Source organism: Streptomyces sp. PsTaAH-124 (genome assembly GCF_000373685.1).
Classification (GTDB): domain Bacteria; phylum Actinomycetota; class Actinomycetes; order Streptomycetales; family Streptomycetaceae; genus Streptomyces; species Streptomyces andamanensis.
Map to the genome: position 1 here is coordinate 1 of NZ_KB892183.1, position 25,358 is coordinate 25,358.

At 70.7% G+C, this 25,358-nt stretch carries 20 protein-coding genes; 10 read left to right on the top strand and 10 right to left on the bottom strand.

From position 1 onward, the window contains the following. Nucleotides 1-494: 494 nt before the first annotated feature. From B086_RS0125930 to thyX, 3 genes are all read right to left on the bottom strand, one after another. On the bottom strand, nt 495-2,180 hold the full coding sequence (locus tag B086_RS0125930; RefSeq protein ID WP_018569353.1) for a ribonuclease J: 1,686 nt from the start codon (nt 2,178-2,180) through the stop codon (nt 495-497). A 199-nt stretch (nt 2,181-2,379) separates the two neighbouring features. Continuing rightward, the gene (gene dapA, locus B086_RS0125935) at nt 2,380-3,279 is read right to left on the bottom strand and encodes a 4-hydroxy-tetrahydrodipicolinate synthase (protein ID WP_018569354.1); all 900 of its coding nucleotides are present in this window, start codon (nt 3,277-3,279) and stop codon (nt 2,380-2,382) included. Between the two features lie 235 nt (nt 3,280-3,514). Next, nucleotides 3,515-4,255 carry an FAD-dependent thymidylate synthase gene (gene thyX, locus B086_RS0125940; protein ID WP_018569355.1) on the bottom strand — a complete coding sequence of 247 codons (741 nt, stop codon included), beginning with the start codon at nt 4,253-4,255 and terminating at the stop codon, nt 3,515-3,517. A gap of 202 nt (nt 4,256-4,457) precedes the next feature. Between thyX and B086_RS0125945 the strand changes: the two genes are divergently transcribed. Next, on the top strand, nt 4,458-4,691 hold the full coding sequence (locus B086_RS0125945) for a hypothetical protein (protein WP_018569356.1): 234 nt from the start codon (nt 4,458-4,460) through the stop codon (nt 4,689-4,691). Between the two features lie 147 nt (nt 4,692-4,838). Continuing rightward, nucleotides 4,839-5,393: a hypothetical protein gene (locus B086_RS0125950; protein WP_018569357.1), complete on the top strand. Its 555-nt coding sequence runs from the start codon at nt 4,839-4,841 to the stop codon at nt 5,391-5,393. Nucleotides 5,394-5,430: 37 nt separating this feature from the next. On the opposite strand, the gene B086_RS0125955 is transcribed toward B086_RS0125950, so the two are convergent. From B086_RS0125955 to rpsO, 5 genes are all read right to left on the bottom strand, one after another. Continuing rightward, complete coding sequence (locus B086_RS0125955) at nt 5,431-5,886, bottom strand: hypothetical protein (RefSeq protein ID WP_018569358.1); 456 nt, start codon at nt 5,884-5,886, stop codon at nt 5,431-5,433. Nucleotides 5,887-5,897: 11 nt separating this feature from the next. Next, entirely contained in the window at nt 5,898-6,650 is a 753-nt protein-coding gene (dapB, locus tag B086_RS0125960) for a 4-hydroxy-tetrahydrodipicolinate reductase (RefSeq protein WP_018569359.1), read from the bottom strand. 61 nt (nt 6,651-6,711) lie between these two features. Next, nucleotides 6,712-8,091 carry a M16 family metallopeptidase gene (locus tag B086_RS0125965; RefSeq protein WP_018569360.1) on the bottom strand — a complete coding sequence of 460 codons (1,380 nt, stop codon included), beginning with the start codon at nt 8,089-8,091 and terminating at the stop codon, nt 6,712-6,714. Further along, on the bottom strand, nt 8,088-10,307 hold the full coding sequence (locus B086_RS0125970; protein ID WP_018569361.1) for a polyribonucleotide nucleotidyltransferase: 2,220 nt from the start codon (nt 10,305-10,307) through the stop codon (nt 8,088-8,090). Before B086_RS0125970 ends, B086_RS0125965 begins: the two co-directional genes overlap by 4 nt. Before the next feature lie 375 nt (nt 10,308-10,682). Then, entirely contained in the window at nt 10,683-10,970 is a 288-nt protein-coding gene (gene rpsO, locus B086_RS0125975) for a 30S ribosomal protein S15 (protein WP_018569362.1), read from the bottom strand. A gap of 284 nt (nt 10,971-11,254) precedes the next feature. Here rpsO and B086_RS0125980 point away from each other — a divergent pair, with 284 nt between their 5' ends. Next, a complete protein-coding gene (locus B086_RS0125980) occupies nt 11,255-11,548 on the top strand; it encodes a DUF397 domain-containing protein (RefSeq protein ID WP_018569363.1) in 294 nt (97 codons plus the stop codon). Nucleotides 11,549-11,631: 83 nt separating this feature from the next. Here the strand turns inward: B086_RS0125980 and B086_RS0125985 are convergent, their stop codons facing one another. Continuing rightward, the gene (locus B086_RS0125985; protein WP_018569364.1) at nt 11,632-13,134 is read right to left on the bottom strand and encodes a PQQ-binding-like beta-propeller repeat protein; all 1,503 of its coding nucleotides are present in this window, start codon (nt 13,132-13,134) and stop codon (nt 11,632-11,634) included. Nucleotides 13,135-13,297: 163 nt separating this feature from the next. Continuing rightward, entirely contained in the window at nt 13,298-14,776 is a 1,479-nt protein-coding gene (gene eccD, locus B086_RS0125990) for a type VII secretion integral membrane protein EccD (protein WP_026252772.1), read from the bottom strand. A gap of 162 nt (nt 14,777-14,938) precedes the next feature. Between eccD and B086_RS0125995 the strand changes: the two genes are divergently transcribed. From B086_RS0125995 to B086_RS43180, 7 genes are all read left to right on the top strand, one after another. Beyond that, nucleotides 14,939-18,898, top strand: a complete 3,960-nt coding sequence (locus B086_RS0125995) for a type VII secretion protein EccC (protein WP_026252773.1) — start codon at nt 14,939-14,941, stop codon at nt 18,896-18,898. A gap of 173 nt (nt 18,899-19,071) precedes the next feature. Continuing rightward, nucleotides 19,072-19,503: a hypothetical protein gene (locus B086_RS0126000; RefSeq protein ID WP_018569367.1), complete on the top strand. Its 432-nt coding sequence runs from the start codon at nt 19,072-19,074 to the stop codon at nt 19,501-19,503. Beyond that, nucleotides 19,503-21,071 carry a hypothetical protein gene (locus tag B086_RS0126005; RefSeq protein ID WP_018569368.1) on the top strand — a complete coding sequence of 523 codons (1,569 nt, stop codon included), beginning with the start codon at nt 19,503-19,505 and terminating at the stop codon, nt 21,069-21,071. Before B086_RS0126000 ends, B086_RS0126005 begins: the two co-directional genes overlap by 1 nt. A 30-nt stretch (nt 21,072-21,101) precedes the next feature. Continuing rightward, complete coding sequence (gene mycP, locus B086_RS0126010; RefSeq protein WP_018569369.1) at nt 21,102-22,475, top strand: type VII secretion-associated serine protease mycosin; 1,374 nt, start codon at nt 21,102-21,104, stop codon at nt 22,473-22,475. Nucleotides 22,476-22,611: 136 nt separating this feature from the next. Continuing rightward, on the top strand, nt 22,612-22,983 hold the full coding sequence (locus B086_RS40810; protein ID WP_158679203.1) for a hypothetical protein: 372 nt from the start codon (nt 22,612-22,614) through the stop codon (nt 22,981-22,983). Next, nucleotides 22,980-24,761 carry an alpha/beta hydrolase gene (locus B086_RS0126020; protein ID WP_018569371.1) on the top strand — a complete coding sequence of 594 codons (1,782 nt, stop codon included), beginning with the start codon at nt 22,980-22,982 and terminating at the stop codon, nt 24,759-24,761. The genes B086_RS40810 and B086_RS0126020 overlap by 4 nt, the downstream gene beginning before the upstream one ends. Beyond that, the gene (locus B086_RS43180) at nt 24,758-25,327 is read left to right on the top strand and encodes a hypothetical protein (RefSeq protein ID WP_078509706.1); all 570 of its coding nucleotides are present in this window, start codon (nt 24,758-24,760) and stop codon (nt 25,325-25,327) included. The genes B086_RS0126020 and B086_RS43180 overlap by 4 nt, the downstream gene beginning before the upstream one ends. The last annotated feature ends 31 nt before the right edge of the window (nt 25,328-25,358 follow it).

Sequence of the window (25,358 nt, forward strand, 5' to 3'; positions counted from 1 at the left end):
TCGGCCAGAAAATTAATTCAGCCGGTTGACACGCACGAGAGCGGAACCAAGGGGAAGGAATGTTCCCCCGGTTCACAGCGTCCTCGCTGTGTTTTCTTCAAAGGAACCTCGTCCCGACCATGACGGCCGGAGACGGGGTATCAACATATCTGGCGTTGACTTTTGGCACGCTGTTGAGTTCTCAAGGAACGGACGCTTCCTTTGTACTCACCCTCTCGGGCTTTCCTCCGGGCGCTTCCCTTCGGTCTTGCGTTTCCGACTCTATCAGATCTTTTTCCGATCCGATTTCCTCGGCGCTTTCCAGGTTCCCGCTTCCGCGTTTCCCTTTCCGGCGGTTCCGACTTTATCAGAGATTCTGAGTCGGATTTCCCGCCCCCTCCGGCAACCATGTGCGGAGCGCCTGAGGCGTCCTGGTTCCCGGCTGGGCGGAGCCGTAAACGTACTGGAGCGGGGCGCCCCGATGCAAATCGAGGCGCCCCGCTGCCTGTTCGGGCTCAGACCTCCACGACCACCGGGAGGATCATCGGCCTGCGCCGGTAGGTGTCGGAGACCCACTTGCCCAGCGTGCGGCGGATGAGCTGCTGCATCTGGTGGGAGTCGGCGATGCCCTCCTGGGCGGTCTTCTCCAGGGCCTGCGTGATCTTGGGCATGACCGCGCCGAAGGCGGAGTCGTCGATGCCCGAGCCGCGGGCCTGGACGTGCGGGCCCGCGGTGACCTTGCCGGTGGTGGAGTCGACCACCACGAAGACCGAGATGATGCCCTCGTCACCGAGGATCTTGCGGTCCTTCAGCGCGGGCTCGCCCACGTCGCCGACCGAGAGGCCGTCGACATACACATAGCCGGCCTGGACCTTGCCGGAGATCTTGGCCTTGCCCTCGACGAGGTCGACGGTCACGCCGTCCTCGGCGATGACGATCCGGTCGTGCGGCACACCGGTGAGCGCGCCCAGTTCGGCGTTGGCGCGCAGATGGCGCCACTCGCCGTGCACCGGCATCAGGTTCCGGGGGCGGCAGATGTTGTAGAAGTACAGCAGCTCACCGGCCGAGGCGTGCCCCGAGACGTGCACCTTGGCGTTGCCCTTGTGGACGACGTTGGCGCCCCAGCGGGTCAGGCCGTTGATGACGCGGTAGACCGCGTTCTCGTTGCCGGGGATCAGGGAGGACGCCAGGATCACCGTGTCGCCCTCGACGATACGGATCTGGTGGTCCCGGTTGGCCATGCGGGACAGGGCCGCCATCGGTTCGCCCTGGGAACCGGTGCAGACGAGGACCACCTCGTGGTCGGGCAGGTCGTCCAGCGTGCGGACGTCCACGACCAGGCCCGGCGGGACCTTCAGATAGCCCAGGTCCCGGGCGATGCCCATGTTGCGGACCATGGAGCGCCCGACGAAGGCGACCCGGCGGCCGTACTCGTGGGCGGCGTCCAGGATCTGCTGGATGCGGTGGACGTGGCTGGCGAAGCTCGCCACGATGATCCGCTTGCCGGCGCCGGCGAAGACCTGGCGCAGCACTCCGGAGATGTCCCGCTCGTGCGGCGTGAAGCCGGGGACCTCGGCGTTCGTCGAGTCGGAGAGGAGGAGGTCGATGCCCTCCTCGCTCAGCCGGGCGAAGGCGTGCAGGTCGGTGAGGCGGTTGTCCAGCGGGAGCTGGTCCATCTTGAAGTCGCCGGTGTGGACCACCATGCCGGCCGGGGTGCGGATGGCGACGGCCAGCGCGTCCGGGATGGAGTGGTTGACCGCGACGAACTCGCAGTCGAAGGGGCCGATGCGCTCCCGGTTCCCCTCCGCGACCTCCAGTGTGTACGGCCGGATGCGGTGTTCCTGGAGCTTGGCCTCGATGAGCGCGAGGGTCAGCTTGGAGCCGATCAGGGGGATGTCCGGCTTCTCCCGCAGGAGATAGGGGACGCCGCCGATGTGGTCCTCGTGGCCGTGGGTGAGGACGATGCCCTCGATGTCGTCGAGGCGGTCCCGGATGGACGTGAAGTCCGGCAGGATCAGGTCGATTCCGGGCTGCTCCTCCTCGGGGAAGAGCACTCCGCAGTCGACGATCAGCAGGCGTCCGCCGTACTCGAAGACCGTCATGTTGCGGCCGATCTCACCGAGACCGCCGAGCGGGGTGACGCGAAGGCCACCGTCGGCGAGCGGCGGGGGCGGCGCGAGTTCAGGATGCGGGTGACTCAAAAGACCCTCCTCACCACACGCGCCACGTACCGGTGGGCACGTGGCGCGCGTGACTTCGTGCTGAAGCAGTTGTCGTTGTGGACTGCGCAGGCACCGGTGGCCTGCGGTTTCTCGTGCGTGTTCAGTTGTGGTGCCCGGTTCCCGGATGTGGTTTCCGGGTGGATCCGGGCGGTGCGAGAGATCTCGCGAAGTCCTGTTGTCAGAGCTGTACCCCGCCGGCGGCAAGATCGATCTTGAGCTGTTCGGTCTCTTCGGACGTCAGCTCGACCATGGGCAGCCGCAGCGGTCCGCCGGGCAGGCCCTGGAGGGCGAGCGCGGCCTTGGTGGTCATGACGCCCTGGGTGCGGAACATGCCGGTGTAGACCGGCAGCAGCTTCTGGTGGATCTCGGTGGCCTTCTGGACGTCGCCGGAGGTGTACGCGTCGACGAGGGTGCGCAGCTCGGGGGTGACGAGGTGGCCGACGACCGAGACGAAGCCGACCGCGCCGACGGAGAGCAGCGGCAGGTTCAGCATGTCGTCGCCGGAGTACCAGGCGAGCCCGGAGCGGGCGATGGCCCAGCTCGCGCGACCGAGGTCGCCCTTGGCGTCCTTGTTGGCGACGATCCTCGGGTGCTCGGCGAGGCGGACCAGGGTCTCCGTGTTGATGGGGACCCCGCTGCGGCCGGGGATGTCGTAGAGCATGACGGGCAGGCCGGTCGCGTCGGCGATCGCCGTGAAGTGCCGGTACAGGCCCTCCTGCGGGGGCTTGTTGTAGTACGGCGTGACGGTGAGCAGGCCGTGCGCGCCCGCCTGCTCGGCGGCGCGGGCCAGCTCGACGCTGTGGTGGGTGTCGTTGGTGCCGACGCCGGCCACGACGTGGGCGCGGTCTCCGACGGCGGCCACGACCGCGCGTACCAGCTCCGTTTTCTCCGCATCGCTGGTGGTGGGGGACTCGCCGGTGGTGCCGTTGACGACCAGGCCGTCGTTGCCTGCGTCCACCAGGTGGGCGGCGAGCCGCTGCGCGCCGTCGAGGTCGAGTGCGCCGTCCGCCGTGAAGGGCGTGACCATGGCGGTGAGGACCCGCCCGAAGGGGGTCTGCGGAGTCGAGGTCGGAGCCATGGGTAACACGCTACTCGCTGCTCAGGCCGGGGTCTGCCCTCGGGGCGGGCGACAAGTCGTGACAAGAGTGGAGCCCGGCACTGCCTGCTCGGGGGTTCAAGCAGTGCCGGGTCCGTTCGATCAGGCTAGATAACTTCCATAAATGCCGCAATACGGACACTTCGCGCAGCCGATCCGTACATCTGTGCCTGGCTGCGCCCCGGGGAAGGACAGGGGCGCGCGCCGCCGGTGCGGGCTACGGGGCCACCCGGCCGTTGGCGTTGAACGCGGCGTACGTGAGGGGCATGAGCTTCGCCCACTCGGCCTCCATCCGCTCGCCGACCATCTCGATCTCCCGCTGCGGGAACGACGGCACCCTGGCCAGCTCGTGCTGGGTGCGCAGCCCCAGGAAGTGCATCAGCGAGCGGGCGTTGCAGGTGGCGTACATGGAGGAGAACAGCCCCACCGGCAGGACGGCCCGCGCGACCTCGCGGGCGACCCCGGCGGCCAGCATCTCCTGGTAGGACGCGTACGCCTCGCGGTAGGTGTCCTCCATGACCCGGCCGACCAGCTCCTGCTGGGCCTGGGTGCCCTCGACGAACTCGTACTTGCCGGGCCGGCCCTGCTGGACCAGCTTGCGGGACTCGTCGGGCACGTAGAACACCGGCTGGAGCGTCCGGTAGCGGCCGGACTCCTCGTTGTAGGACCACCCGACCCGGTGCCGCATGAACTCGCGGAAGACGAAGATCGGGGCGCTGACGAAGAAGGTCATCGAGTTGTGCTCGAAGGGGCTGCCGTGCCGGTCCCGCATCAGGTAGTTGATCAGGCCCCGGGAGCGCTCGGGGTCCTTGCCCAGTTCGTCGAGGGACTGCTCGCCGAGGGTCGAGACGCGGGCAGCGAAGAGCACGTCCGCGTCCGAAGCGGTGTGCTTGACCAGCTCGACGGTGACATCGCTGCGGAAGCTGGGCTTCTGGTCGTCGGCGGGGGTGTCGGTCACGGCGCGGGGGGTCCTTCCTTGCACGGCTGTCGGGCGGCGCCCACTCTACGGGGGCCGTCTCGCGGGTAACGGTTCGCCCACGCGCCCCATGAATTTTCCGGAAAAGGGCACCTTTCCGGTCACTCATGCGTCTGTATCAGTGAGACACACCCGTTCGAGTCCGCACGGGGCCGACCGACCCCCGAAGGGAGCCGTACCTCCGATGTTCCGTCGGCGCGAGCCCGTCCCGTTCTCCTTCGTCGCAGAGGCCGACCGGTTCCGCAGCAATGTCGCTCCCCCGCCCCGGCGGCGGGCGTCCGTCGCTCAGCTGGCCGGCCGCTGGCTGCTGGGCCTGACCATCGTCGCGGGACTCGTGGGCTCCCTGGTGCTCGGGATGCCCGCACTGAAGACCACGGACTCCCCCACACAGACCCAGCAGGCCTCCGACGGCCGCTGAGGCCGCCGGCCTCCCGGATCCCCTTCCCGTTCCCCCTTCCCCTCCCGTGCGCTGCCACCCCCTTGGCCCCCCGCGGGTGGTGAGCGACGACACGGCCGGATAGCCTCACCGGGCACAGCCCCAGCGTGGATTGAGTGAGGACCCGCCGTGCCCCTGTCCTTCCTGACGGCCGAACGCGCCTTCGACGCAGCGGACGATGTCGCGCTGCCGTTCGACGACCGCGAGCGCTGGCGGCGGCCCTACCGCCCCGGCCCCTGGCGGGTGGGGGTGGCTGCGCTGGTGCTGCTGATCGCCTCGTTCGTCATGCTGTCGGCGGTGGTCATCGCGCTGACCGGCGCGCTGACCGGCGGCACGGTCTGCCTGCTCGTGGGGGTCCTCGTCATCGCCGCCGCGCTGCGGCTGCTGCGCATGGGCGTGTGGGTGAGCGCGCGCGGGCTGCGCCGGACCGGCTTCCTGGTCACCCGTACGATCCCGTGGGCCCAGGTCGTCAGCGTCCGTACCGCCCAGCAGCCGGTGCGCTGGCTCGGGCTGCCGCGGACGGTGCAGGGCCAGGCCCTGCTGCTGGTCCGCAGGGGGCGCCCGCAGGAGTCCGTACCGCCGCTGCTGACCACGCACAACGCCGACTTCCTGAGCCGGGCGACGGCGTTCGACCGGGCGGCGGACACGCTGGAGGCGTGGGCGGACGAGTACCGGCAGCGCTGAGCCGGTACGCGTCGCCGGGCCGGTCCTCGCCCTGGCCTCAGGCCGCCTGGACGGGCTTGCCCCGGTGCAGGGCGATGGCGCGCTGCATCGCCTTGCGGGCCCGGGGGGTGTCACGGGCGTCGTGGTAGGCGACGGCCAGGCGGAACCAGGTGCGCCAGTCGTCGGGGGCCGCCTCCGTCTCGGCCTTGCGCAGCGCGAAGACCTCGTCGGCCGAGTCACGGTCGATCCGTCCGCTGGGCGTGCGCCTGAGCTGGTCGACGGGCAGGCCGCCCTCGGCGTCGAGTTCGGCGGCGAGCTGGTTGGCCCGGCGGACGAACTCGGTGTTCTTCCACAGGAACCACAGACCGATCACCGGCAGGATCAGTACGGCGATCCCGAAGGTGACCGTCACGAGCGTGCCGGACTCGATGAGCAGGACGCCGCGGCTGCCGACCAGGACGAAGTAGAAGACCAGGACGGCGGCCGTGACGAGATAGGTGATCTTCGCGCGCATGGTTCCAGGGCTCAGTTCAGGTCGAGGAAGTGCTCCAGGCCGAAGGTCAGGCCCGGAGTGGTCACCACACGGCGCACGCCGAGCAGGATGCCCGGCATGAAGCTGCTGTGGTGGAGCGAGTCGTGGCGGACCGTGAGCGTCTCGCCCTCGCCGCCCAGCAGGACCTCCTGGTGGGCGAGGAGCCCGCGCAGCCGCACGGCGTGCACGGGGACACCGTCGACGTCCGCGCCGCGGGCGCCGTCCAGGGCGGTGGCCGTGGCGTCCGGCGCCGGGGCGGTGCCGGCCTCGGCGCGGGCCGCGGCGATGAGCTGGGCGGTGCGCGTGGCCGTGCCGCTGGGGGCGTCCACCTTGCCCGGGTGGTGCAGCTCGATGACCTCGACGGACTCGAAGTAGGGCGCCGCGATCTGGGCGAACTTCATGGTGAGGACGGCCCCGATGGAGAAGTTCGGGGCGATGAGCACACCGGTCTCCGGGGACCGGCCGAGCCGTTCCCGCAGCCGCGCGAGGCGGTCGTCGGTCCAGCCGGTGGTGCCGACGACGGCGTGGATGCCGTGGTCCACGCAGAAGTCGAGGTTGTCCATCACCGAGTCGGGGGTGGTCAGCTCGACCGCCACCTGGGCGCCGCTCTCGGTGAGCGTCTCCAGCTTGTCACCGCGGCCGAGGGCGGCGACCAGCTCCATGTCCTCGGCGGCCTCGACGGCCCGTACGGCCTCGGAACCGATCCGGCCCCCGGCACCGAGGACCGCCACGCGCAGCTTGCTCATCTCTTGCTTCCTTTGACCGAAGGGGGTGACGCGTGACCGAAGGGGGTGGCGCGGCCGGGCGTCAGGCGACCGCGTCGTGCAGGCGGGCGGCCTGCTTGTCCTTGAGCGGGCCGATGACCGACAGGGACGGGCGCTGTCCCAGGATGTCGCGGGCGACCTCGCGGACCTCGTCGGGGGTGACCGCGGCCATCCTGGCCAGCATGTCGTCGACGGAGAGGTGCTCGCCCCAGCACAGTTCGCTCTTGCCGATGCGGTTCATCAGCGCGCCGGTGTCCTCCAGGCCGAGGACGGTGGAGCCCCGGAGCTGGCCGATGGCGCGGTCGATCTCGTCGTCGGACAGGCCGTGCTCGGCGACGTGGTCGAGTTCGTCGCGGCAGATGCGCAGCACGTCGTGCACCTGGCTGGGCCGGCAGCCGGCGTAGACGCCGAAGAGGCCGCAGTCGGCGAAGCCCGAGGTGTAGGAGTACACGCTGTAGGCCAAGCCGCGCTTCTCCCGGACCTCCTGGAAGAGGCGGGAGGACATGCCGCCGCCGAGGGCGGTGTTGAGGACGCCGAGGGCCCAGCGGCGCTCGTCGGTGCGGGCCAGGCCCGGCATGCCGAGCACCACGTGGGCCTGCTCCGTCTTCCTGTTCTGGAGTTCGACGCGGCCCGCGGTGCGCAGCGCGCGGCGGCCGTCGCGCGGGGCGATCGGCTCGGCCCCGGTGTTCCCCAGGGAGCCGGCCTTCTCGAAGGCGGCGCGGACCTGGCGTACGACCTTGGCGTGGTCGACGTTGCCGGCGCAGGCGACCACGAGGTGGGTCGGGTCGTAGTGCTTGCGGTAGAAGCGGCGGATGCGGTCGGCGGTGAGGGCGTTGACCGTGTCGACGGTGCCGAGGACCGGGCGGCCCAGCGGGTTGTCGCCGAACATGGTGTGCGCGAACAGGTCGTGCACGCCGTCGCCGGGGTCGTCCTCGGTCATGGCGATCTCTTCGAGGATGGCGCCGCGTTCGACGTCGACGTCCTCCTCGCGGATCAGCGAACCGGTGAGCATGTCGCAGACCACGTCGATGGCGAGCGGCAGGTCGGTGTCGAGCACGCGTGCGTAGTAGCACGTGTACTCCTTCGCCGTGAACGCGTTCATCTCGCCGCCGACGGCGTCGAGGGCGGCGGAGATGTCCAGGGCGGAGCGGCTGCCGGTGCCCTTGAAGAGCAGGTGCTCCAGGTAGTGGGTGGCGCCGTTCAGCGAGGGGGTCTCGTCGCGGGAGCCGACGTGCGCCCAGATGCCGAAGGTGGCCGAGCGCACGGAGGGCAGGGTCTCGGTGACGACGCGCAGGCCGCCGGGGAGGGTGGTCCTGCGGACGGTGCCGATGCCGGCGGTGCCCTTGATCAGGGTTTGGGTACGGGCGACGGCCCGCGCCTCCGAGGAGGTGCGGGCCGTCGCCTTGAAGCCACGGGACGTCACTTGGCGGCGTCGTCCTTCTGCTCTTCGCCGGCCTCTTCGCCCTCGATCACAGGGATCAGGGAGAGCTTGCCGCGGGAGTCGATCTCGGCGATCTCGACCTGGACCTTCTGGCCCACGCCGAGGACGTCCTCGACGTTCTCCACGCGCTTGCCGCCGGCCAGCTTGCGGATCTGCGAGATGTGCAGCAGTCCGTCCTTGCCGGGCATCAGCGAGACGAAGGCGCCGAAGGTGGTCGTCTTCACGACCGTGCCCAGGTAGCGCTCGCCGACCTCGGGCATCGTCGGGTTGGCGATGCTGTTGATCGTGGTGCGGGCGGCCTCGGCGGCCGGGCCGTCGGCGGCACCGATGTAGATGGTGCCGTCGTCCTCGATGGTGATCTCGGCGCCGGTGTCCTCCTGGATCTGGTTGATCATCTTGCCCTTGGGGCCGATGACCTCGCCGATCTTGTCGACCGGGATCTTCACGGTGATGATCCGCGGCGCGTTGGGGGACATCTCGTCCGGCGTGTCGATCGCTTCCATCATCACGTCGAGGATGTGGAGGCGGGCGTCACGGGCCTGCTTGAGGGCGGCGGCCAGGACGGAGGCCGGGATGCCGTCCAGCTTGGTGTCGAGCTGGAGGGCGGTGACGAACTCCTTGGTGCCGGCGACCTTGAAGTCCATGTCGCCGAAGGCGTCCTCCGCACCGAGGATGTCGGTGAGGGTGACGTAGTGCGTCTCGCCCTCGATCTCCTGGGAGATCAGGCCCATGGCGATGCCGGCGACCGGGGCCTTGAGGGGCACACCGGCGTTCAGCAGGGACATGGTGGAGGCGCAGACCGAGCCCATGGACGTCGAGCCGTTGGAGCCGAGGGCCTCGGACACCTGGCGGATCGCGTAGGGGAACTCCTCGCGGGTGGGCAGCACCGGCACGAGCGCGCGCTCGGCGAGGGCGCCGTGGCCGATCTCGCGGCGCTTGGGCGAGCCCACGCGGCCGGTCTCACCGGTGGAGTACGGCGGGAAGTTGTAGTTGTGCATGTAGCGCTTGCGGGTCACCGGGGAGAGGGTGTCCAGCTGCTGCTCCATGCGGAGCATGTTGAGGGTGGTGACGCCCAGGATCTGGGTCTCGCCACGCTCGAACAGCGCGGAGCCGTGCACGCGCGGGATGGCCTCGACCTCGGCGGCCAGCGTACGGATGTCCGTGACGCCGCGGCCGTCGATGCGCTTCTTCTCCTTGATGACGCGCTCGCGGACCAGGGTCTTGGTCAGCGAGCGGTACGCGGCGGAGATCTCCTTCTCGCGGCCCTCGAACTCGGGCAGCAGCTTCTCGGCGGCCAGGCCCTTGACGCGGTCCAGCTCGGCCTCGCGCTCCTGCTTGCCGGCGATGGTGAGCGCCTGGGCCAGCTCGGGGCGGACCGCGGCGGTCAGCGCCTCCAGGACGTCGTCCTGGTAGTCGAGGAAGATCGGGAACTCGCCGGTCGGCTTGGCGGCCTTGGCGGCGAGGTCGGACTGGGCCTTGCACAGCACCTTGATGAAGGGCTTCGCGGCGTCCAGACCGGCGGCGACGACCTCTTCGGTGGGGGCCTCGGAGCCGCCCTTGACCAGCTGGATGGTCTTCTCGGTGGCCTCGGCCTCGACCATCATGATCGCGACGTCGCCGTCCTCCAGGACACGGCCGGCGACGACCATGTCGAAGACGGCGTCCTCCAGCTCGGTGTGGGTCGGGAACGCGACCCACTGGCCGTTGATCAGCGCGACGCGGACGCCGCCGATCGGGCCGGAGAAGGGCAGACCGGCCAGCTGCGTGGACGCGGAGGCGGCGTTGATCGCCACGACGTCGTACAGGTGGTCGGGGTTGAGCGCCATGACGGTGCAGACGACCTGGATCTCGTTGCGCAGGCCCTTGCGGAAGGACGGGCGCAGCGGGCGGTCGATCAGGCGGCAGGTGAGGATCGCGTCCTCGGAGGGGCGGCCCTCCCGGCGGAAGAAGCTGCCGGGGATCTTGCCGGCCGCGTACATCCGCTCCTCGACGTCCACCGTGAGGGGGAAGAAGTCGAGCTGGTCCTTGGGGTTCTTCGAGGCGGTGGTGGCCGACAGCACCATGGTGTCGTCGTCCAGGTACGCCACGGCGGAACCGGCGGCCTGCTTGGCCAGGCGGCCCGTCTCGAAGCGGATGGTGCGGGTGCCGAAGGAACCGTTGTCGATGACGGCTTCGGCGTAGTGGGTCTCGTTCTCCACCAGCGTTTTCTCCGTTTACTTGTCGTCTTTCGTCCCGCCCCGCCCGTGTGGCGGGGGGACGGTGGCGGAGAAGCGCTCCGTCTGGTGCGGGCCGGTCTTCGATCGAAGCTCCCGGGGCTCGTACGCCCGGGGGCCACTACCGAGGACCGGCGGCGGCGGGATGCGCTCCTCCTCGTTGCGTATGTCGTACTGCTTGGTGCGTCCGGTACGTACCGTCTCGTGCTGGTACGCACCGTCTCGTGCCGCGGTCCGTGTCCTACCGTCCGCGTCGTGCTACCACACTACAAAGCGTGAGTGACACTCCGCACGTTTCCGCACGTACGGCAAAGGGAGCGGTCCCCGATCCTCACCGGGAACCGCTCCCTTCACGGCGTCCTACTTGGCGCCCGCCGCACCGCGGCGGATGCCGAGGCGGTCGACCAGCGCACGGAAGCGCTGGATGTCCTTCTTCGCCAGGTACTGGAGCAGCCGGCGGCGCTGACCGACCAGGATCAGCAGACCACGACGGGAGTGGTGGTCGTGCTTGTGGGTCTTGAGGTGCTCGGTCAGGTCGGAGATCCGACGGGACAGCAGAGCGACCTGGACCTCGGGGGAGCCGGTGTCGCCCTCCTTGGTACCGAACTCGGAGATGATCTGCTTCTTCGTGACGGCGTCGAGCGACACGCGTACTCCTCATGGTCTGTGAGCGGCCACCGAGTGCCCCAGGTCTGTGTCTCCGGGGAGCTTCCGTTACTCGGGAGGCGGGGTCCGCTGGGCGCGGTCTCCAGGGCCCGTGCAGGAATGCCTGCGGCGGCGCCGGAGATGCGTACACAAACGGCCGTCACTCAGGGTACCAGGCGGCCTGGGCCGTTCCGCCCCGGGTTTCCGGAGCGGCCCGCGACGAGCGCCGCGGCCACTAGGGTGAGTCGCTGGCACCGTAGGGCTACGTCGGAAGGGGTCGCCGCGAGATGGCGGAGACGGCAGCGGAGATCAAGGCACGCAAGGAACGCGAGCGCGACGAACTGTACGCGCTCGACATCTCGGACGTGGAGTGGCACTGCGCACCGGGCACGGAGGAGCACGAGGAGCGCGTGGAGATCGCCTATCTTCCCGACGGCGCCGTGGCCATGCGGTCCTCCCTCGACCACGGCACCGTGCTGCGCTACACGGAGGCGGAGTGGCGGGCGTTCGTGCTGGGAGCCCGGGACGGCGAGTTCGATCTGGAGCCGACCGAGCGCAACGGCGGCCTCGACGCGCAGTGAGGCGCCGCCGCACACCCCGTGCGGGTGACGGACGGTGAACGGCTGACGGGCGGCACGCGCGCGTGCCGCCCGTGCCGTGTCCGTCAGTCCCGGGCGCCCGCGCTGCCGATGCCGACGACGGCCGTCACCGGGTACGTCGGGTGCTTCTCGTCGGCGGTCAGCTCGCGCTGGGCGAAGTAGACCCGGCCCTGCCCCACGAGGATGTCCGACCGCTCGATGTCGGCGAGACCGCCGTCCTCGTCGGGGAGGCCGAAGTACAGGAACGGCGTCTCCTTGCCGGTGGCCGGGTTCCAGCGGATCACCGAGGACGGTTCGATCGTGGAGTAGCTGCGCCGGAAGACCAGCAGGTCGTCCCCGCTCATCTGGAGCGGGGCCATCGGCTGCGAGGGGCGCGCGTCGAGCTTGCGGCCCGCCTTGCCGGTGCGGACGTCGAAGGCCACGATCCAGTTGGCCGCCTGGCGCAGCTCGGTGGTCTCCTTGCTGACGACGTACAGGTGGTCGCGCCCCACGACGACGCCGTCGCAGTACTCCACCTTGCCGAAGTAGCCCGCGCCGAAGTCGCGTTCGCCGCACTTGGGGTCGTAGCCGGTCATGGAGAGGGTGGCCAGGCGCTTGCCGGTGCCGTCGAGGGTGATCAGGTCGGTCACCGAGGTGTCGCCGGCCGCGACCGCGAGCACCGCCGGGTCGGACGAGGGCAGGAAGACGTCCTCGACCCCGCCGGCCACCTTGTACGTCCACAGGGGCTTGCCGGTGCGCGGCTCCAGCTTCTCGACCCGGTAGGTCGGCTCGGACGACTCGCCGCCGCACTTCTCCAGGACGAGCAGCGCACGGCCGCCGGCGAAGCCGCTGTCCTCGCAGGCGGAGACGGTCGTGCTGTTCCAGAGCTGCTTGCCGCTCTTCATGTCGTACGCGACCGAGCCCTGGCCCCAGGCGACGGCCACCACGCCCTTGGTCATGGTCAGGTTGGTGTTGGTGACGAAGGCCCTGTCCGCCGAGGGCATCGTCGCCTGCCAGAGCTTCTTGCCGGTGTTCACGTCGAAGAACACCACCTGGTCGCAGACGCCCGACTTCTCGGAGGAGCCGGACCGCACGGGCTGCACCACGACCGCCGTGCGCCCGTCGGCGGTGAGGTGCTTGCTGGTGGCGCACAGGGGGCCGTCGAGCTTGAGGGTCCACGCCTTCTCGTCGCCCGTGGCGGCGGTGGTCAGGCCCTCGATCCGGTTGCCCACGCCCTTGGCGAGCACCTTCTCGGTGGCCCAGGTGCCCGGCGCGTACCGCGGGTCGCCCTTGACGGTCTTGGCGAGGTCGCCTTCCCGGTACTCGACCAGCAGCTTGCCCTCGGGGGTGACCGGGGTCTTCTCCGTCAGTTCGCGGATGTCGTCGGGGCTCTGCGGGGCGGCCGACGGGCGGGGGGCGGCCGCGGGCCTGTCGTCCCCCGCGGACGACAGGATCCAGCCGCCCACGCCGACGGCGGCGGCCACCACGACGGCCACCGCGCCCAGCACGCGTATGCGGCGGCGTCTGCGGGTGCGGTCCGCGGCGAGCGCGGACTGGGTGTAGGGAGAGGGGGGCGGGCCGAAGCTCACGCGAGAAAATCCCTTCGTACGGGTCGTCACCCGGGGCCGTCGCACGCCGGACGGGCGTCGCGAGGCGGTCCGGGCAGGGGTCTGGGGTGCGGCACACACACGCGCGCGTGCCGCACCGCCGTGCGGTCGTGCGGTCGAGCGGTCGAGCGGTCGAGCGGTCGGGTCAGCCGGTCATCGAGCGGACGGCGGTGTACACACCGAGCACGGCGAGGGCCAGCGGTACCAGGATCAGCAGGACGAAGCCCTCGGCGATCTCCATGGAGCGGCCCCAGAAGGGGCTGAGTCCGCTGCGCGGGACGATCAGGCCGATCGCGGTGACCAGGACGGCTCCTGCGGCCACGGCGGCGGTGAGCCAGAGGGTGCGCAGGTCGAGGGCGCCGCGGTCGCCGTGCAGCGCGAAGTCGCGCAGGGCCTCGGCGGGCGGGTGCAGGGCGAGGCCGAGCAGCAGCAGGGCGACGGCGGCCAGGCCCGCGACCAGGACGCAGGACACCTGGGAGGTGTAGCGGAACAGCCGTGCGCGCAGCAGCATGGCCAGCCCTGTGGCCAGGGCCAGGAGCTGCGCCCACACGTCGTCGGAGAAGCCGAGGACGGCGGCCGCGGCGACCACGACCGCCGCGGTGCCGCCGACCAGCCCGAGCAGCATCTCGTGGCCGCGCCGGGCCTGGGCCGCGATGCGCTCGGCGTCGAGCGGGCCGGTGTCCGGACCGTCCGGGCCGGGCGCGGGGTCGGGCCCGAAGTCGTCCTGCGCGGCCGAACGCGGCGAGGCGTAGCCGATCGGCAGCCGGGCGAAGCGGCTGGAGAGCCCCGGCAGGAAGGCGACCAGGCCGACGGCGACGGGGGCGCAGCCGGCGGCGGTCGCGGTGGCCGAGGCGTCGGCGAGGACGGCGGCGAAGGTGGCCAGGGTGCCGGCCAGTGCCGCGCAGGCGGCGGCGACGAAGGGCGCGTCCCCGCCGGGGGTGAGGGCGACCAGGGCGACGGCGGCGACCAGGACGGTGGCGCAGCCCAGCAGGAACTGGAGCTTGCCGGGGCCCTGTCCGGCGGCGGGGCCGACGATGCCGGAGCCCGCGATCAGCAGCAGCGGCAGGGCGCCGAGGCCCAGGCAGGCCGCGGCGGCCCGGTCGGCGTACACGCGGGCGCGTACGCCGGCGGAGGCGGTCAGCAGCACGCCGAGGGCGCCGGCGACGACGCCGGGCAGCCCGTGCATGTCGTGGCGCACGGGGTCGGCGTACCAGAGGACGAAGCCGCACAGCAGCAACAGCAGTGCGCCGGCGGCCAGTCCGGCCGCCCGCAGCAGGTCGTCGCTCCACAGGTGCCGGTCGCGTACGACGGCGGAGGCGACGGCGTCCGAGACGTCGTCGTGGACCGCGGGCGGCAGGGACTCGGCGAACGGCCTGAGCCCGAGCACCTCCCCGTCCAGGACCCGTTCGTCCGCCAGGGTGCGGGCGCCGTCGAGGACGCGGCCGTCGCGGCGCACCAGGTGGTATCCGGTGGGGGCGCCCACGGGCTGGGTCTGGCCGGTCAGGCGCAGGATCTCCGGGTAGATGTCGGCGACGGCGATGTCCTCCGGGAGGGCCACGTCGATCCGGCTGTCGGGTGCCACGACGGTGACTCGGCAGAATCCCGTCGCCGCGGACGTACTCACCTTCACTGACCCCCTGTTCGCGGATGCGCACGCTGCGGGCGTCACCCTACCGGCACGCTCCGTCGGCACCGGCCAGTAGGATCGGCGCAAAGCGAAGGGCGACCGTCGCCACGGGGGTGCCGGTGAGCGGCCGTTCGTCCGTATCGAGGGATTGATGCTCCGGTGAGCCAGATCGTCATCAAGCGCCCACCACGCACGCTACCGCCCGAAGTGCCCTCGGATGACCTGCAATTGGAGACTCCTCCCGAGCTGCCGCGCGGTCAGCAGGAGGGCATGCTGATGCAGGTCCTGCCGACGCTCGGCATGGGCTCGTCGGTGGTGTTCTACTTCGCGTCGCCCAACGCCCATCCGTTCATGCGGATCATGGGTGTGGTGATGCTGGTGTCGACCGCGGCGATGGTGGTCTCGCAGATCGTCCGGCACCGTCGCGGTACGCAAGGGCAAATGGCCGACGTGCGCCGCGACTACCTCCGCTATCTGGCCCAGACCCGGCGCGCGGTGCGCCGGACGGCGCTGCGCCAGCGGGACGCTCAGCTGTATCTGCACCCGGCGCCGGAGCAGTTGTGGTCGGTGGTCGCCGAGGGCAGCCGGGTGTGGGAACGCCGTTCCGGGGACGACGACTTCGGGCAGGTGCGCATCGGTCTCGGCCCGCAGCGGCTGGCCACTCCCCTGGTGGCGCCGCACACCGCGCCGGTGGACGAACTGGAGCCGCTGTGCGCGGGCGCGATGCAGCGGTTCCTCGCGGTGCACGGCCAGTTGGACGGGCTGCCCGTGGCGCTGTCGCTGCGCGCCTTCTACCACGTGACCGTGTCCGGCGAGGCGGAGCGTGCGCAGGCGGCGGCCCGCGCGCTGGTGGCCCAGGCGGTCACCCTGCACTCCCCCGACGACCTGGTGGTCGCCGTGGTGACGTCACCGGGCGCGCTTCCCCGCTGGGACTGGACGAAGTGGCTGCCGCACTGCCAGGTGGCGGGCCAGTTCGACGGCGCGGGCACGCGTCGGCTGTTCGGCGACGACCTGGGCGAACTGGAGCAGTTGCTGGCGGGCACCCTGGAGGGGCGTCCGCGTTTCTCCCGGGACGGCCGGCCGCTGCTGGACCGGCCGCACGTGCTGGTCGTGCTGGACGGCGGCATGGTCCCGCCCGCCTCGGCGTTCGCCGCCGTGGAGGGGATGCAGGGGGTGACGGTCGTCGAGGTCGTCCCCGGTGAGCTGGACCAGCCGCGCGGCGATCTGTCGGTGGTCGTGCGCCCGGAGCGGCTGTGGCTCGACTCCGGCGGCGGTGTCGCCTACGAGGGCGTGCCGGACGGGCTGTCGCTGCCCGCCGCCGAGGCCCTGGCCCGGCAGCTCGCCCCGCTGCGTATGGGCGGCCAGGACGACGACGAACCCCTGCTGGCCAACCTGGACTTCACCGAGCTGCTGGGTCTCGGCGACGCCTCCTCGGTGGACGTCGCCCGTACCTGGCGGCCGCGTTCGACCCCGGAGCGGCTGCGGGTGCCGATCGGTGTCGGCGAGGACGGCCGGCCGGTGATGCTGGACCTCAAGGAGGCCGCGCAGGAGGGCATGGGGCCGCACGGCCTGTGCGTGGGCGCGACCGGCTCCGGCAAGTCGGAACTGCTGCGCACCCTGGTGCTGGGCCTGGCGGTCACCCACTCCTCGGAGACGCTCAACTTCGTCCTCGCCGACTTCAAGGGCGGCGCGACCTTCGCCGGGATGTCGCAGATGCCGCACGTCGCCGCCGTGATCACCAACCTCGCGGACGACCTCACCCTGGTCGACCGCATGGGCGACGCGATACGGGGCGAGCTGCAACGCCGCCAGGAACTGCTGCGCTCGGCCGGCAACTACGCCAACATCCACGACTACGAGAAGGCGCGCGCCGCGGGCGCCCCGCTGGAGCCGCTGGCCTCGCTCGTGCTCGTCATCGACGAGTTCAGCGAACTGCTCACGGCCAAGCCGGACTTCATCGACATGTTCATCCAGATCGGCCGGATCGGCCGCTCGCTGGGAGTGCATCTGCTGCTCGCCTCGCAGCGGCTGGAGGAGGGCCGGCTGCGCGGGCTGGACACCTATCTCTCGTACCGGATCGGTCTGCGGACGTTCTCCGCCGCCGAGTCCCGTACGGCGCTGGGGGTGCCGGACGCGTACCACCTGCCGTCCGTCCCCGGCTCCGGGTACCTGAAGTTCGGCACGGACGAGATGGTGCGCTTCAAGGCCGCCTATGTGTCGGGCGCGTACCGCGCGGGCGGCCCGGACGCCACCCGCGACAGCCGGCCGGCCGAGCGCCGCCCCGCGCTGTTCACCGCGCCGCCCGTGCCCGTGGCCGCCCCGGCGCCCGGCCCGGCGCGTCCGTCGCCGACGGCCCGCCCCGAGGACGACGCGCTGGCCGACACGGTCCTGGACGTGATCGTGCAGCGGCTGGAGGGCCAGGGGGTGCCCGCGCACCAGGTGTGGCTGCCGCCACTGGACCGCGCGCCCGCACTGGACCAGTTGCTGCCCGGTCTCGCCGTGTCCGCCGAACGCGGCTTCCAGGCGGCGGAGTCCGCGCGGCCGGACGCCCTCAGTGTCCCGCTCGGTCTGATCGACAAGCCGTTCGAGCAGAAGCGCGAGGTGCTGTACCGGGACTTCTCCGGCGCGGCCGGGCACATGATGGTCGTCGGCGGTCCGCAGTCGGGCAAGTCGACGGTCCTGCGGACCCTGGTCACCTCGTTCGCGCTCACCCACACGCCGCACGAAGTGCAGTTCTACTGCCTCGACTTCGGTGGCGGCGGCCTGGTGGCGCTCGGCGACCTGCCGCATGTGGGCGGGGTCGCCTCGCGTCTGGACCCGGAGCGGGTGCGCCGTACGGTCGCGGAGGTGGCCGGGATCCTCAACCGGCGCGAGCAGTTCTTCCGGACGCACGGCATCGACTCCATCGGCACGTACCGCAGGCGGCGCGCGGCGGGCGACCTGCCCGGCGAGCCCTGGGGCGACGTCTTCCTGGTCGTCGACGGCTGGGGCAACTTCAAGACGGACCACGAGGGTCTGGAGGCCGTCGTCCACGACATCGCGGGGCGGGGCCTGGGACACGGCGTGCACGTGGTGGTGACGGCGTCGCGCTACATGGAGGTGCGGGCGGCCCTGAAGGACCAGATCCTCGGCCGGCTCGAACTGCGCCTCGGCGACGCGATGGACTCCGAGTTCGACCGCAAGGTGGCCGCCAACGTGCCGACGGGTGTGCCGGGCCGCGGCCAGGTGCCCGAGAAGCTGCACTTCATGGCGGCCCTGCCGCGGATCGACTCGTCGTCCGCGCCGGACGACCTGGCGGACGCGACGGCGCGGCTCGTCCGGTCCGTGCGGGACGGCTGGCAGGGGCCCGCGGCCCCGGCGGTCCGGCTGCTGCCCCGCAGGTTCCCGGCCGACCAGTTGCCCAAGGGCTTCGAGTTCCCGCAGCACGGCATCGCGATCGGCATCGACGAGGAGAACCTGGAGCCGGTCTTCGTCGATCTCGACACCGATCCGTTCTTCCTCGTCTTCGGCGAGAGCGAGTCCGGCAGGACGAACCTGCTGCGGCTGATCGCCCGGCAGATCAGCGAGCGCTACACACCCGCCGAGGCCCGCATCGTCGTCGGCGACTACCGGCGCACCATGCTGGAGGCGGTGCCCGAGTCGCATCTGCTGGAGTACGCGCCCATGGCGTCGGCGATGCAGGTCCACATGGACGCGGTGCGCCAGTTCATGGAGATGCGGGCGCCGAAGCCGGACATCACCCCGCAGGAGCTGCGCGACCGCAGCTGGTGGAGCGGCCCGCAGCTGTTCGTCATCGTCGACGACTACGAGCTGGTGGCCACCAACTCCGGCAATCCGCTGGCCCAGTTGGTGGAGCATCTGCCCTTCGCGCGGGACGTGGGCGTCAAGTTCGTCGTCGCGCGCAGCGCGGCCGGGGCCTCGCGGGCCATGTACGAGCCCTTCATGCAGCGCGTGAAGGAGCTGGGCGCCCAGGGCCTGGTCCTTTCGGGCGACCCGAGCGAGGGCGACCTCCTCGGCACCGTCCGGGCACGTCCGATGCCGCCGGGCCGCGGCGTGTTCGTGTCCCGCAGGCGCGGCTCGTCGCTCATGCAGGTGGGCCTGCTCACGCAACGCCACTAGGGTCGTCGCGAAGACCTGGAGCAACAGGCCGGGTCACACACTCCGTTCGGCCGAGCGGAGTGCACGGGGAGAACAACGGGGAGGCGGCTGAGGTGAGTTCGCACGGGGGCGGCAGGCCGGACGGAACGCGTCACGCACCGGACACCGGTACGTCGTTCGACAGCCTCGCGGGGGTGAACCCGCAGCTGGCGCTGGACATCCAGCACAACGCCATGAAGAAGTTCAAGCAGCGCGTGGACGAGCTGCTCACGGACCTGGACAAGTCCGAGGCCGCGCCCGGCAAGGTCGGCCGGGACCGCCTGACCCGGGCCCAGCTGGGCTCCGCCGACTTCAAGGAGGCGCAGTTCCTCTACGACTCCTACGCGGCCGTCCACGACGAGCTGGAGAACCTCTCGAAGGCCCTCAGCGCCCAGATCGAGGGCATGGGCCTCGCGGTCCACGCCTCACGCGTGGGCTACGCGAACCTCGACGAGGACATCAAGGCGCGGATGCGGGCGGTCAATGCGGAGGCGGAGAGGTATTACGTGGTGGGGCGGGATCCGTACGTCCAGCAGCCGGACCAGCCGGCCGGATCCGGTTCCGACGAGACCAAGGAGCAGTGGTGATGGGCGGACACCCGAAGAGCCGAGCGCCTCAGCTCGCCCGTACGGACTTCGAGTCCATGACCCACGAGCAGCTCGCCGCCCTGCTGCACTCCGCGAACACGGCCGGGGCGTCCCACCTGGCCGCCAAGCTCGCCAAGGCGGCCTCGACGATCTCCAGGATCGGCTCCGATCTCATGGAGCACGTCAAGGGTCTGGAGTGGCAGGGCGAGGGCGGCGACTCGTTCCGCGACTGGGGCGGCCAGACGGCGAGCGCGACGCTGCACCTCGGGGAGTACGCCGAGGTCGCCTCACGCTGGATGGAGACGGTGTCCCAGGCCATCGCCGAGGCCAAGGCCGCCATGCCCGACACCTCGGAGACGGCACGCGCCAAGACGGACCTCGCCGACGCCCACAAGACCATCACGGCGCTCCAGCAGCCCGGCGTCCACAACGACCCCGACGCCCAGCAGGCCGCCCGCACCGCCCACACAGACGCCACGGCCGCCCAGCACCGCATCGACGCGGCACGCCACGAGGCCGTCCAGCAGCTGCGGAAACTGGCCCAGACGTACGAGTACTCGGCCCAGCAGGTGAACAGTGTGCCGCCGCCCACGTTCACGCCGCCGGCGGGACGGACGGGGCCGGACGACTGGTGGTCGAGCGAGGGCAAGGACCGGTTGTCCGGAGGCAGCCGCCCCGCGATCGGCGGTGCGCCGGCAACAGGCGCACACCGGTACGGCACGAGTGGCACGAGTGTCTCCGCAGGAGCGGTCCCCGCGTCCCACACCGTCCACGGAGAGACCACCACGCATGTGACCGGCCCGCACGTGCACGATCGACAGGTGGTCCCGGCGCAGCCGGCATCCCTGGACCTGGACGGGCTGGAGACGCTGCCGAGGCATCAGACGCCGGACACCACCGGTCCGGCCCAGCCCCCGACAGGTGTCCCCCGCTCCGACGTACCGGCGACCGCACAACCGGCAGTCGCACCACCGCCGTTCAGCGACAGCGGGCGTGTTCGTGTCGCGACCCCGTCCTCGCAGGTGGTGCATCCGTCCAGGTCGCCCCAGTCGGCCCGTCCCTCGGGCATCGCGACCGGCCGGGTTCCCGCGCCGCCCCGGGAGACAGGCATCGTCGGCGGCCGTCCTGTGGCCTCCGGGCCCGGCCGTTCTCAGAGCGGCGTCGCCCGCGGCACGGTCATCGGCAACAACAACGTCCAGGGCCAGACGGGCATGGCGCGTGGAGTCACCACCGGCGGTCCCGGTGCCGGCGGTTCGCCGGGGGGTGCTGCCGGCGGTCGCCGGCTGGCATCGGAGACCGGTGGGGTCATCGGCAACCGGGCCGTGCAGCAGAACCGCGGCGCCGGACGTCCCTTCACTCCGGGCGGATCGGGTCTTGTCCGCTCCTCGTCGGGAGGTGAAGCGAAGACCGGTTCCGTGGCGGGCCGCACCGGAGCGGCATCGAATCCGGCCGAGTCGGCGGGCTCGCGCAAGGACCGGCGGCAAGGCCGGCGTCCCGATTACCTCGTCGAGGACGAGGAGACCTGGGAGCGCGGAGACCGTCCGCCCCTTCCCCCCGTCGTCGGCTGACTCGAGGCCACTCCCCCACCAGGAAGGCATATGCGTCACAGCACCTCGCAATGGCCGCGCCGGTCGGCGGCGGCCGCGGCTCTCAGTGCCCTGCTCCTCGGCCTCACCGCTGCTCCGGCTCACGCGGACTCCGTACGCTCGCGCCAGTGGCATCTGGACTCCATGCACGCGCAGGACATGTGGAGGACCAGTACTGGACGCGGCGTCACCGTAGCCCTCATCGACTCGGGCGTCGACGGCTCGCTCACCGACCTCAAAGGCCAGGTCCTGGACGGCATGGACTATTCGGGCCAGCGGGGGGACGAGCATACGGACATCGCCGGGCACGGCACCGACATGGCCGCGCTCATCGCGGCCACGGGTGCCCGGGGGTCCCTGGACGGGTCCTACGGTCTGGCTCCCGGAGCGAAGATCCTGCCGATTCGTATGCGCTACGCCGCCGAGGACGACGGCCGGTTCGACAACAAGGCCGAGTTCTCCCGCGTACTCAGCACGGCCATCCGCTACGCGGCCGACAGCGATGCCCAGATCATCAACATGTCTCTGGGCACCGCCGACGCGCCCGGTTCGCAGAATGTGGAGACACCCGAGCTGAAGTCAGCGGTGAAATACGCCCTCTCCCGGGGCAAGCTGCTGTTCGCCGCCGTGGGAAACAACGGCGACAGGTCCAACGTGACGCAGTACCCGGCGGCCACGCCCGGCGTGGTCGGGGTGGGTGCGGCGGACGAGAAGGCCAAGACGGCTCCGTTCTCGCAGTCGGGCCCGCAGGTCGACCTGGTGGCTCCGGGCGTGGACATGGTTCACGCCTGTACCGGCGGTAGTCAGATCTGCAGGACACGAGGAACGAGCGACGCCAGCGCCATCGCCTCCGCCTCCGCCGCCCTCATCTGGTCCAAGCATCCCGACTGGACCAACAACCAGGTCCTCCGCGTCATGCTGAACACCGCCAGCAAGCCCGCCGGCGGTGAGAAGCGCAGCGACTTCGTCGGCTACGGCGGTGTCCGTCCGCGTGTCGCTCTGACCGATCCCGGGGACCCCGGGCCCGCGGACGAGTACCCGCTCCCCGACCTCGCCGCATCCGCCTCCGCGTCCCCCACCGCCGCGGAGCCGACGCGCCCCGCGGCCGCGGAGCCGGACCAGGCCAGTCCGTCCGCCACGGCTTCGCACACCTCCGGTGAGGACGGCACCGTTCTGTGGCTGGGCCTCGGTATCGCGGCCGCGGTTCTTCTCGGGGTCGCCGTCGTAATCCTGACGCGCCGCTCCCGACGCCGCTCGGCCGTCACGGCGGCGCCGCCCGCAAGGCCCGCGGCGCCGCCGTATCCCCCGTACAGGGGCCAGGACCCGCATCACCATCCTCCGCGGGCCCCTTACCAACCGCCCAGTGGACCCGGGCAGTCGACGTGATCCGGCTGCCGTCGAGCACCGGTCCTGTCGAGAGTCAGTCACCCAACAAGGAGGTCGTCCCGTGTCTTTCGAAGACCAGTGGGCAACTGCGCGCGCTCAGGCCTTGACCGGGGCGGACGCAGCCGACAGCTCGCGGATGTCGCTGGCTTCCGCCGGTTCGGGTGGAGGCGCACATGGAGAACTGGTCTACGTGGAGCACCCGTGGACCGACGGAGCCAGGGTCCTCGCCGAGTTGAGGACCACCACGAACACCTCGGTGACACAGGTCACGGAGGAGCAGGGCCGGGGGTCGGAAGGGACCGCGGGGCTCGCTTCCGTCCTCGCCATGGATGTGGTCAGGAGCAGTTGGCAGCGCCGGCTCAAGGCCGTTCGTGACGAGTGCGAGAATCTGGAGCAGCCCATGCGGCAGGCCGCCAAGGATCACGGGGAGAACAGCGCACGGATCAAGGCGGCCGTCGCGGCCGAGCGCATGGCCGCCAAGCCGTTCGAGAAGGGCGAGCAGCCGTGATCAGTCTCGATCAGCTTCGGAACCTCAAGCTGTCCGAGCTCACCGACGAGGCCCGCAGTTGGTCCGCCGTCAGCAATCGCTCCTACGCCTCCCGGGACAGAGTCACCGACGAGATAGCGCCCGGCCTCTCGATGACACAGGTGGGCGACGCCTCTTTCTGGGCCATCGCCGGACTCGGCCGGCTCAGCAACAATTACCAGTACATCTACACCGAGTGCGGCCTGATCGCCGCCGCTCTCACCGGGCTGGCGGAGGAACTGGCACCGCTCCAGCGCAACTTGCTGAACGCCTTGCAGGACGCGAAGCAGGCCGGGTTCGAGGTGTACGACGACGGGTCCGTGCGCTATCCGGAGACGGGCTCGGGCGACACGCAGGTGCAGGGCGGTACGGCAGCCGGCAAGACCGACTTCGTCGGGCAGGCCCTGGGCAATGCCGTCGCGATGACGACCGGGAACCGGAACGCCGTCGTGGCCCAGGAGATCGCGGACACCATCGCGAGCGCGTTGTCGCAGGCCACTGAGATCGACGAGCAGTACGCGAAGGCCATCCGGCGCCTCCAGGCGGCCGAGGGACTGGATGTCACAGAGTCGACGTGGGCCGATGTCAGCGGCGACACGGCCGCCGTGCACGGCGCGGCCGACGACGTGCTGAAGGACGGCATTCCGACCGATCGGTCACCGGCTGAGCGCAAGGACTGGTGGAACGGCCTCAGCAAGGAGGAGCAGACGGAGTACCTGGCCGTCTACCCGGATGTCATCGGGAACCTCGACGGCATCCCGGCTGTGTCACGCGACGAAGCCAACCGCCTGTACCTTCCGCAGCTCATGGGCAAGCTCGAGGCCCAGGGCGACGAGGCGTCCATGACCAAGCTGGACGGGCTGCGCGGGATCAACGATCAGCTCGGAGCGGGCGGCCAGCCCCCCATGCTGCTCCTCGGCGTCGGCGACCAGGGCAACGGCCGGGCGATCGTGTCCTTCGGAGATCCCGACACCTCGAAGAACGTGTCGGCCTACGTTCCGGGCCTGGGGACGAAACTCGACGGCGGCTTCGCGGACGGTACGGTGAAGCGCGCCAGGGACACGGCGGTCGGCGCACGAGAGATCGATCCGTCCAGCGCCTCCATCGTGTGGCTCGGCTACGACGCACCGCAGGGCGCGGATGTCGCGGGTACGGGCGACGCGCAGCGAGGCGCTCCCGCCTATCAGAGCTTCATGGGAGCTCTTGCCACCACCAACGAGAACGCCGACCCGCACCTCACCGCCATAGGACATTCCTACGGTTCGCTGACCGTGGGCACGGCGAGCCAGCAGCCGGGCGGCATGCCGGATGTGGACGACTACATCCTGCTGGGAAGTCCCGGCGTGGGTGTGGACCACGCCGAGGACCTCGGCGTGGGCAAGCAGCACGTCTTCGTCGGAGCGGCGGAGAACGATCTCGTCAGCAAGGCTCCTTCCAAGGGGTCGGTGGCCGGCGGAGTCATCGGCGGCGCCGGCGGGTTCCTCCTGGGCGGACCGGGCGGTGCCGTGGTCGGTGCCGGGGCGGGCGCGGAGCTGGGCGATCTGGGGGACGACGACAACTGGTTCGGCAAGGACCCGGCCAGTGAGGCGTTCGGAGCGACACGCTTCCGCACCGAGGACGGTCCGAATGCCTTCACTCAGTGGACACTAGAGGCGCATTCCAACTACTTCAATCCAGAAAAGGATCAGATGTCTGCCGACAGTATCGCCAACATTGTCGCCGGTAACCCGGGCGGTATCACACCGGAGGCACGTCGATGAAAGCGCGCCTCGGCGTCATCGCGATCCTTTTGGCATTGACTGCCGGATGCGGCATGTTTGACGGAAAAGAGGGAGGAAAGACGGAATCCATGAACATGCAGGAAGCAGCCGATCGAGCCGACGGCATTCTGTACGACACGATGGGCCATATCACTCCCGAAGTCACGTGGGTGCACGGGATCTCCACCGACCTGAGCTGCTCGGTGTCGAGGAGGGTGTCCGTCACAACGATTATCTCCGCAGAGCGGAGAGGCAGCTTCCTGGGCGTCGTGGAACGCTATTGGAAGAGCGCAGGATTCACCCCTCGCGGTGCGAACAACAGCAAGACCACTCCTGCCACCTATTTTATGGCCCCGGATGATTTTCAGGTCCGCGTACTGTTCAGCAAGCAAGGGCAGGCGCAATTCGAAGTGACGACTCCGTGCGTGGAGAAGTCGGCAGTGGCACCACCGAAACAACGGGAAGGCGCACCCGTGTACGACGGCTCACAGCCCCCCGCACCGAGCGAGCATTCCGACTTCTGGTCCGCGAGCACTCCGGTTCCCGGAGCGTCGGCTCCCCGCTGAGGCAGCACCGGGGCGGGAAGCGACGGGGGAG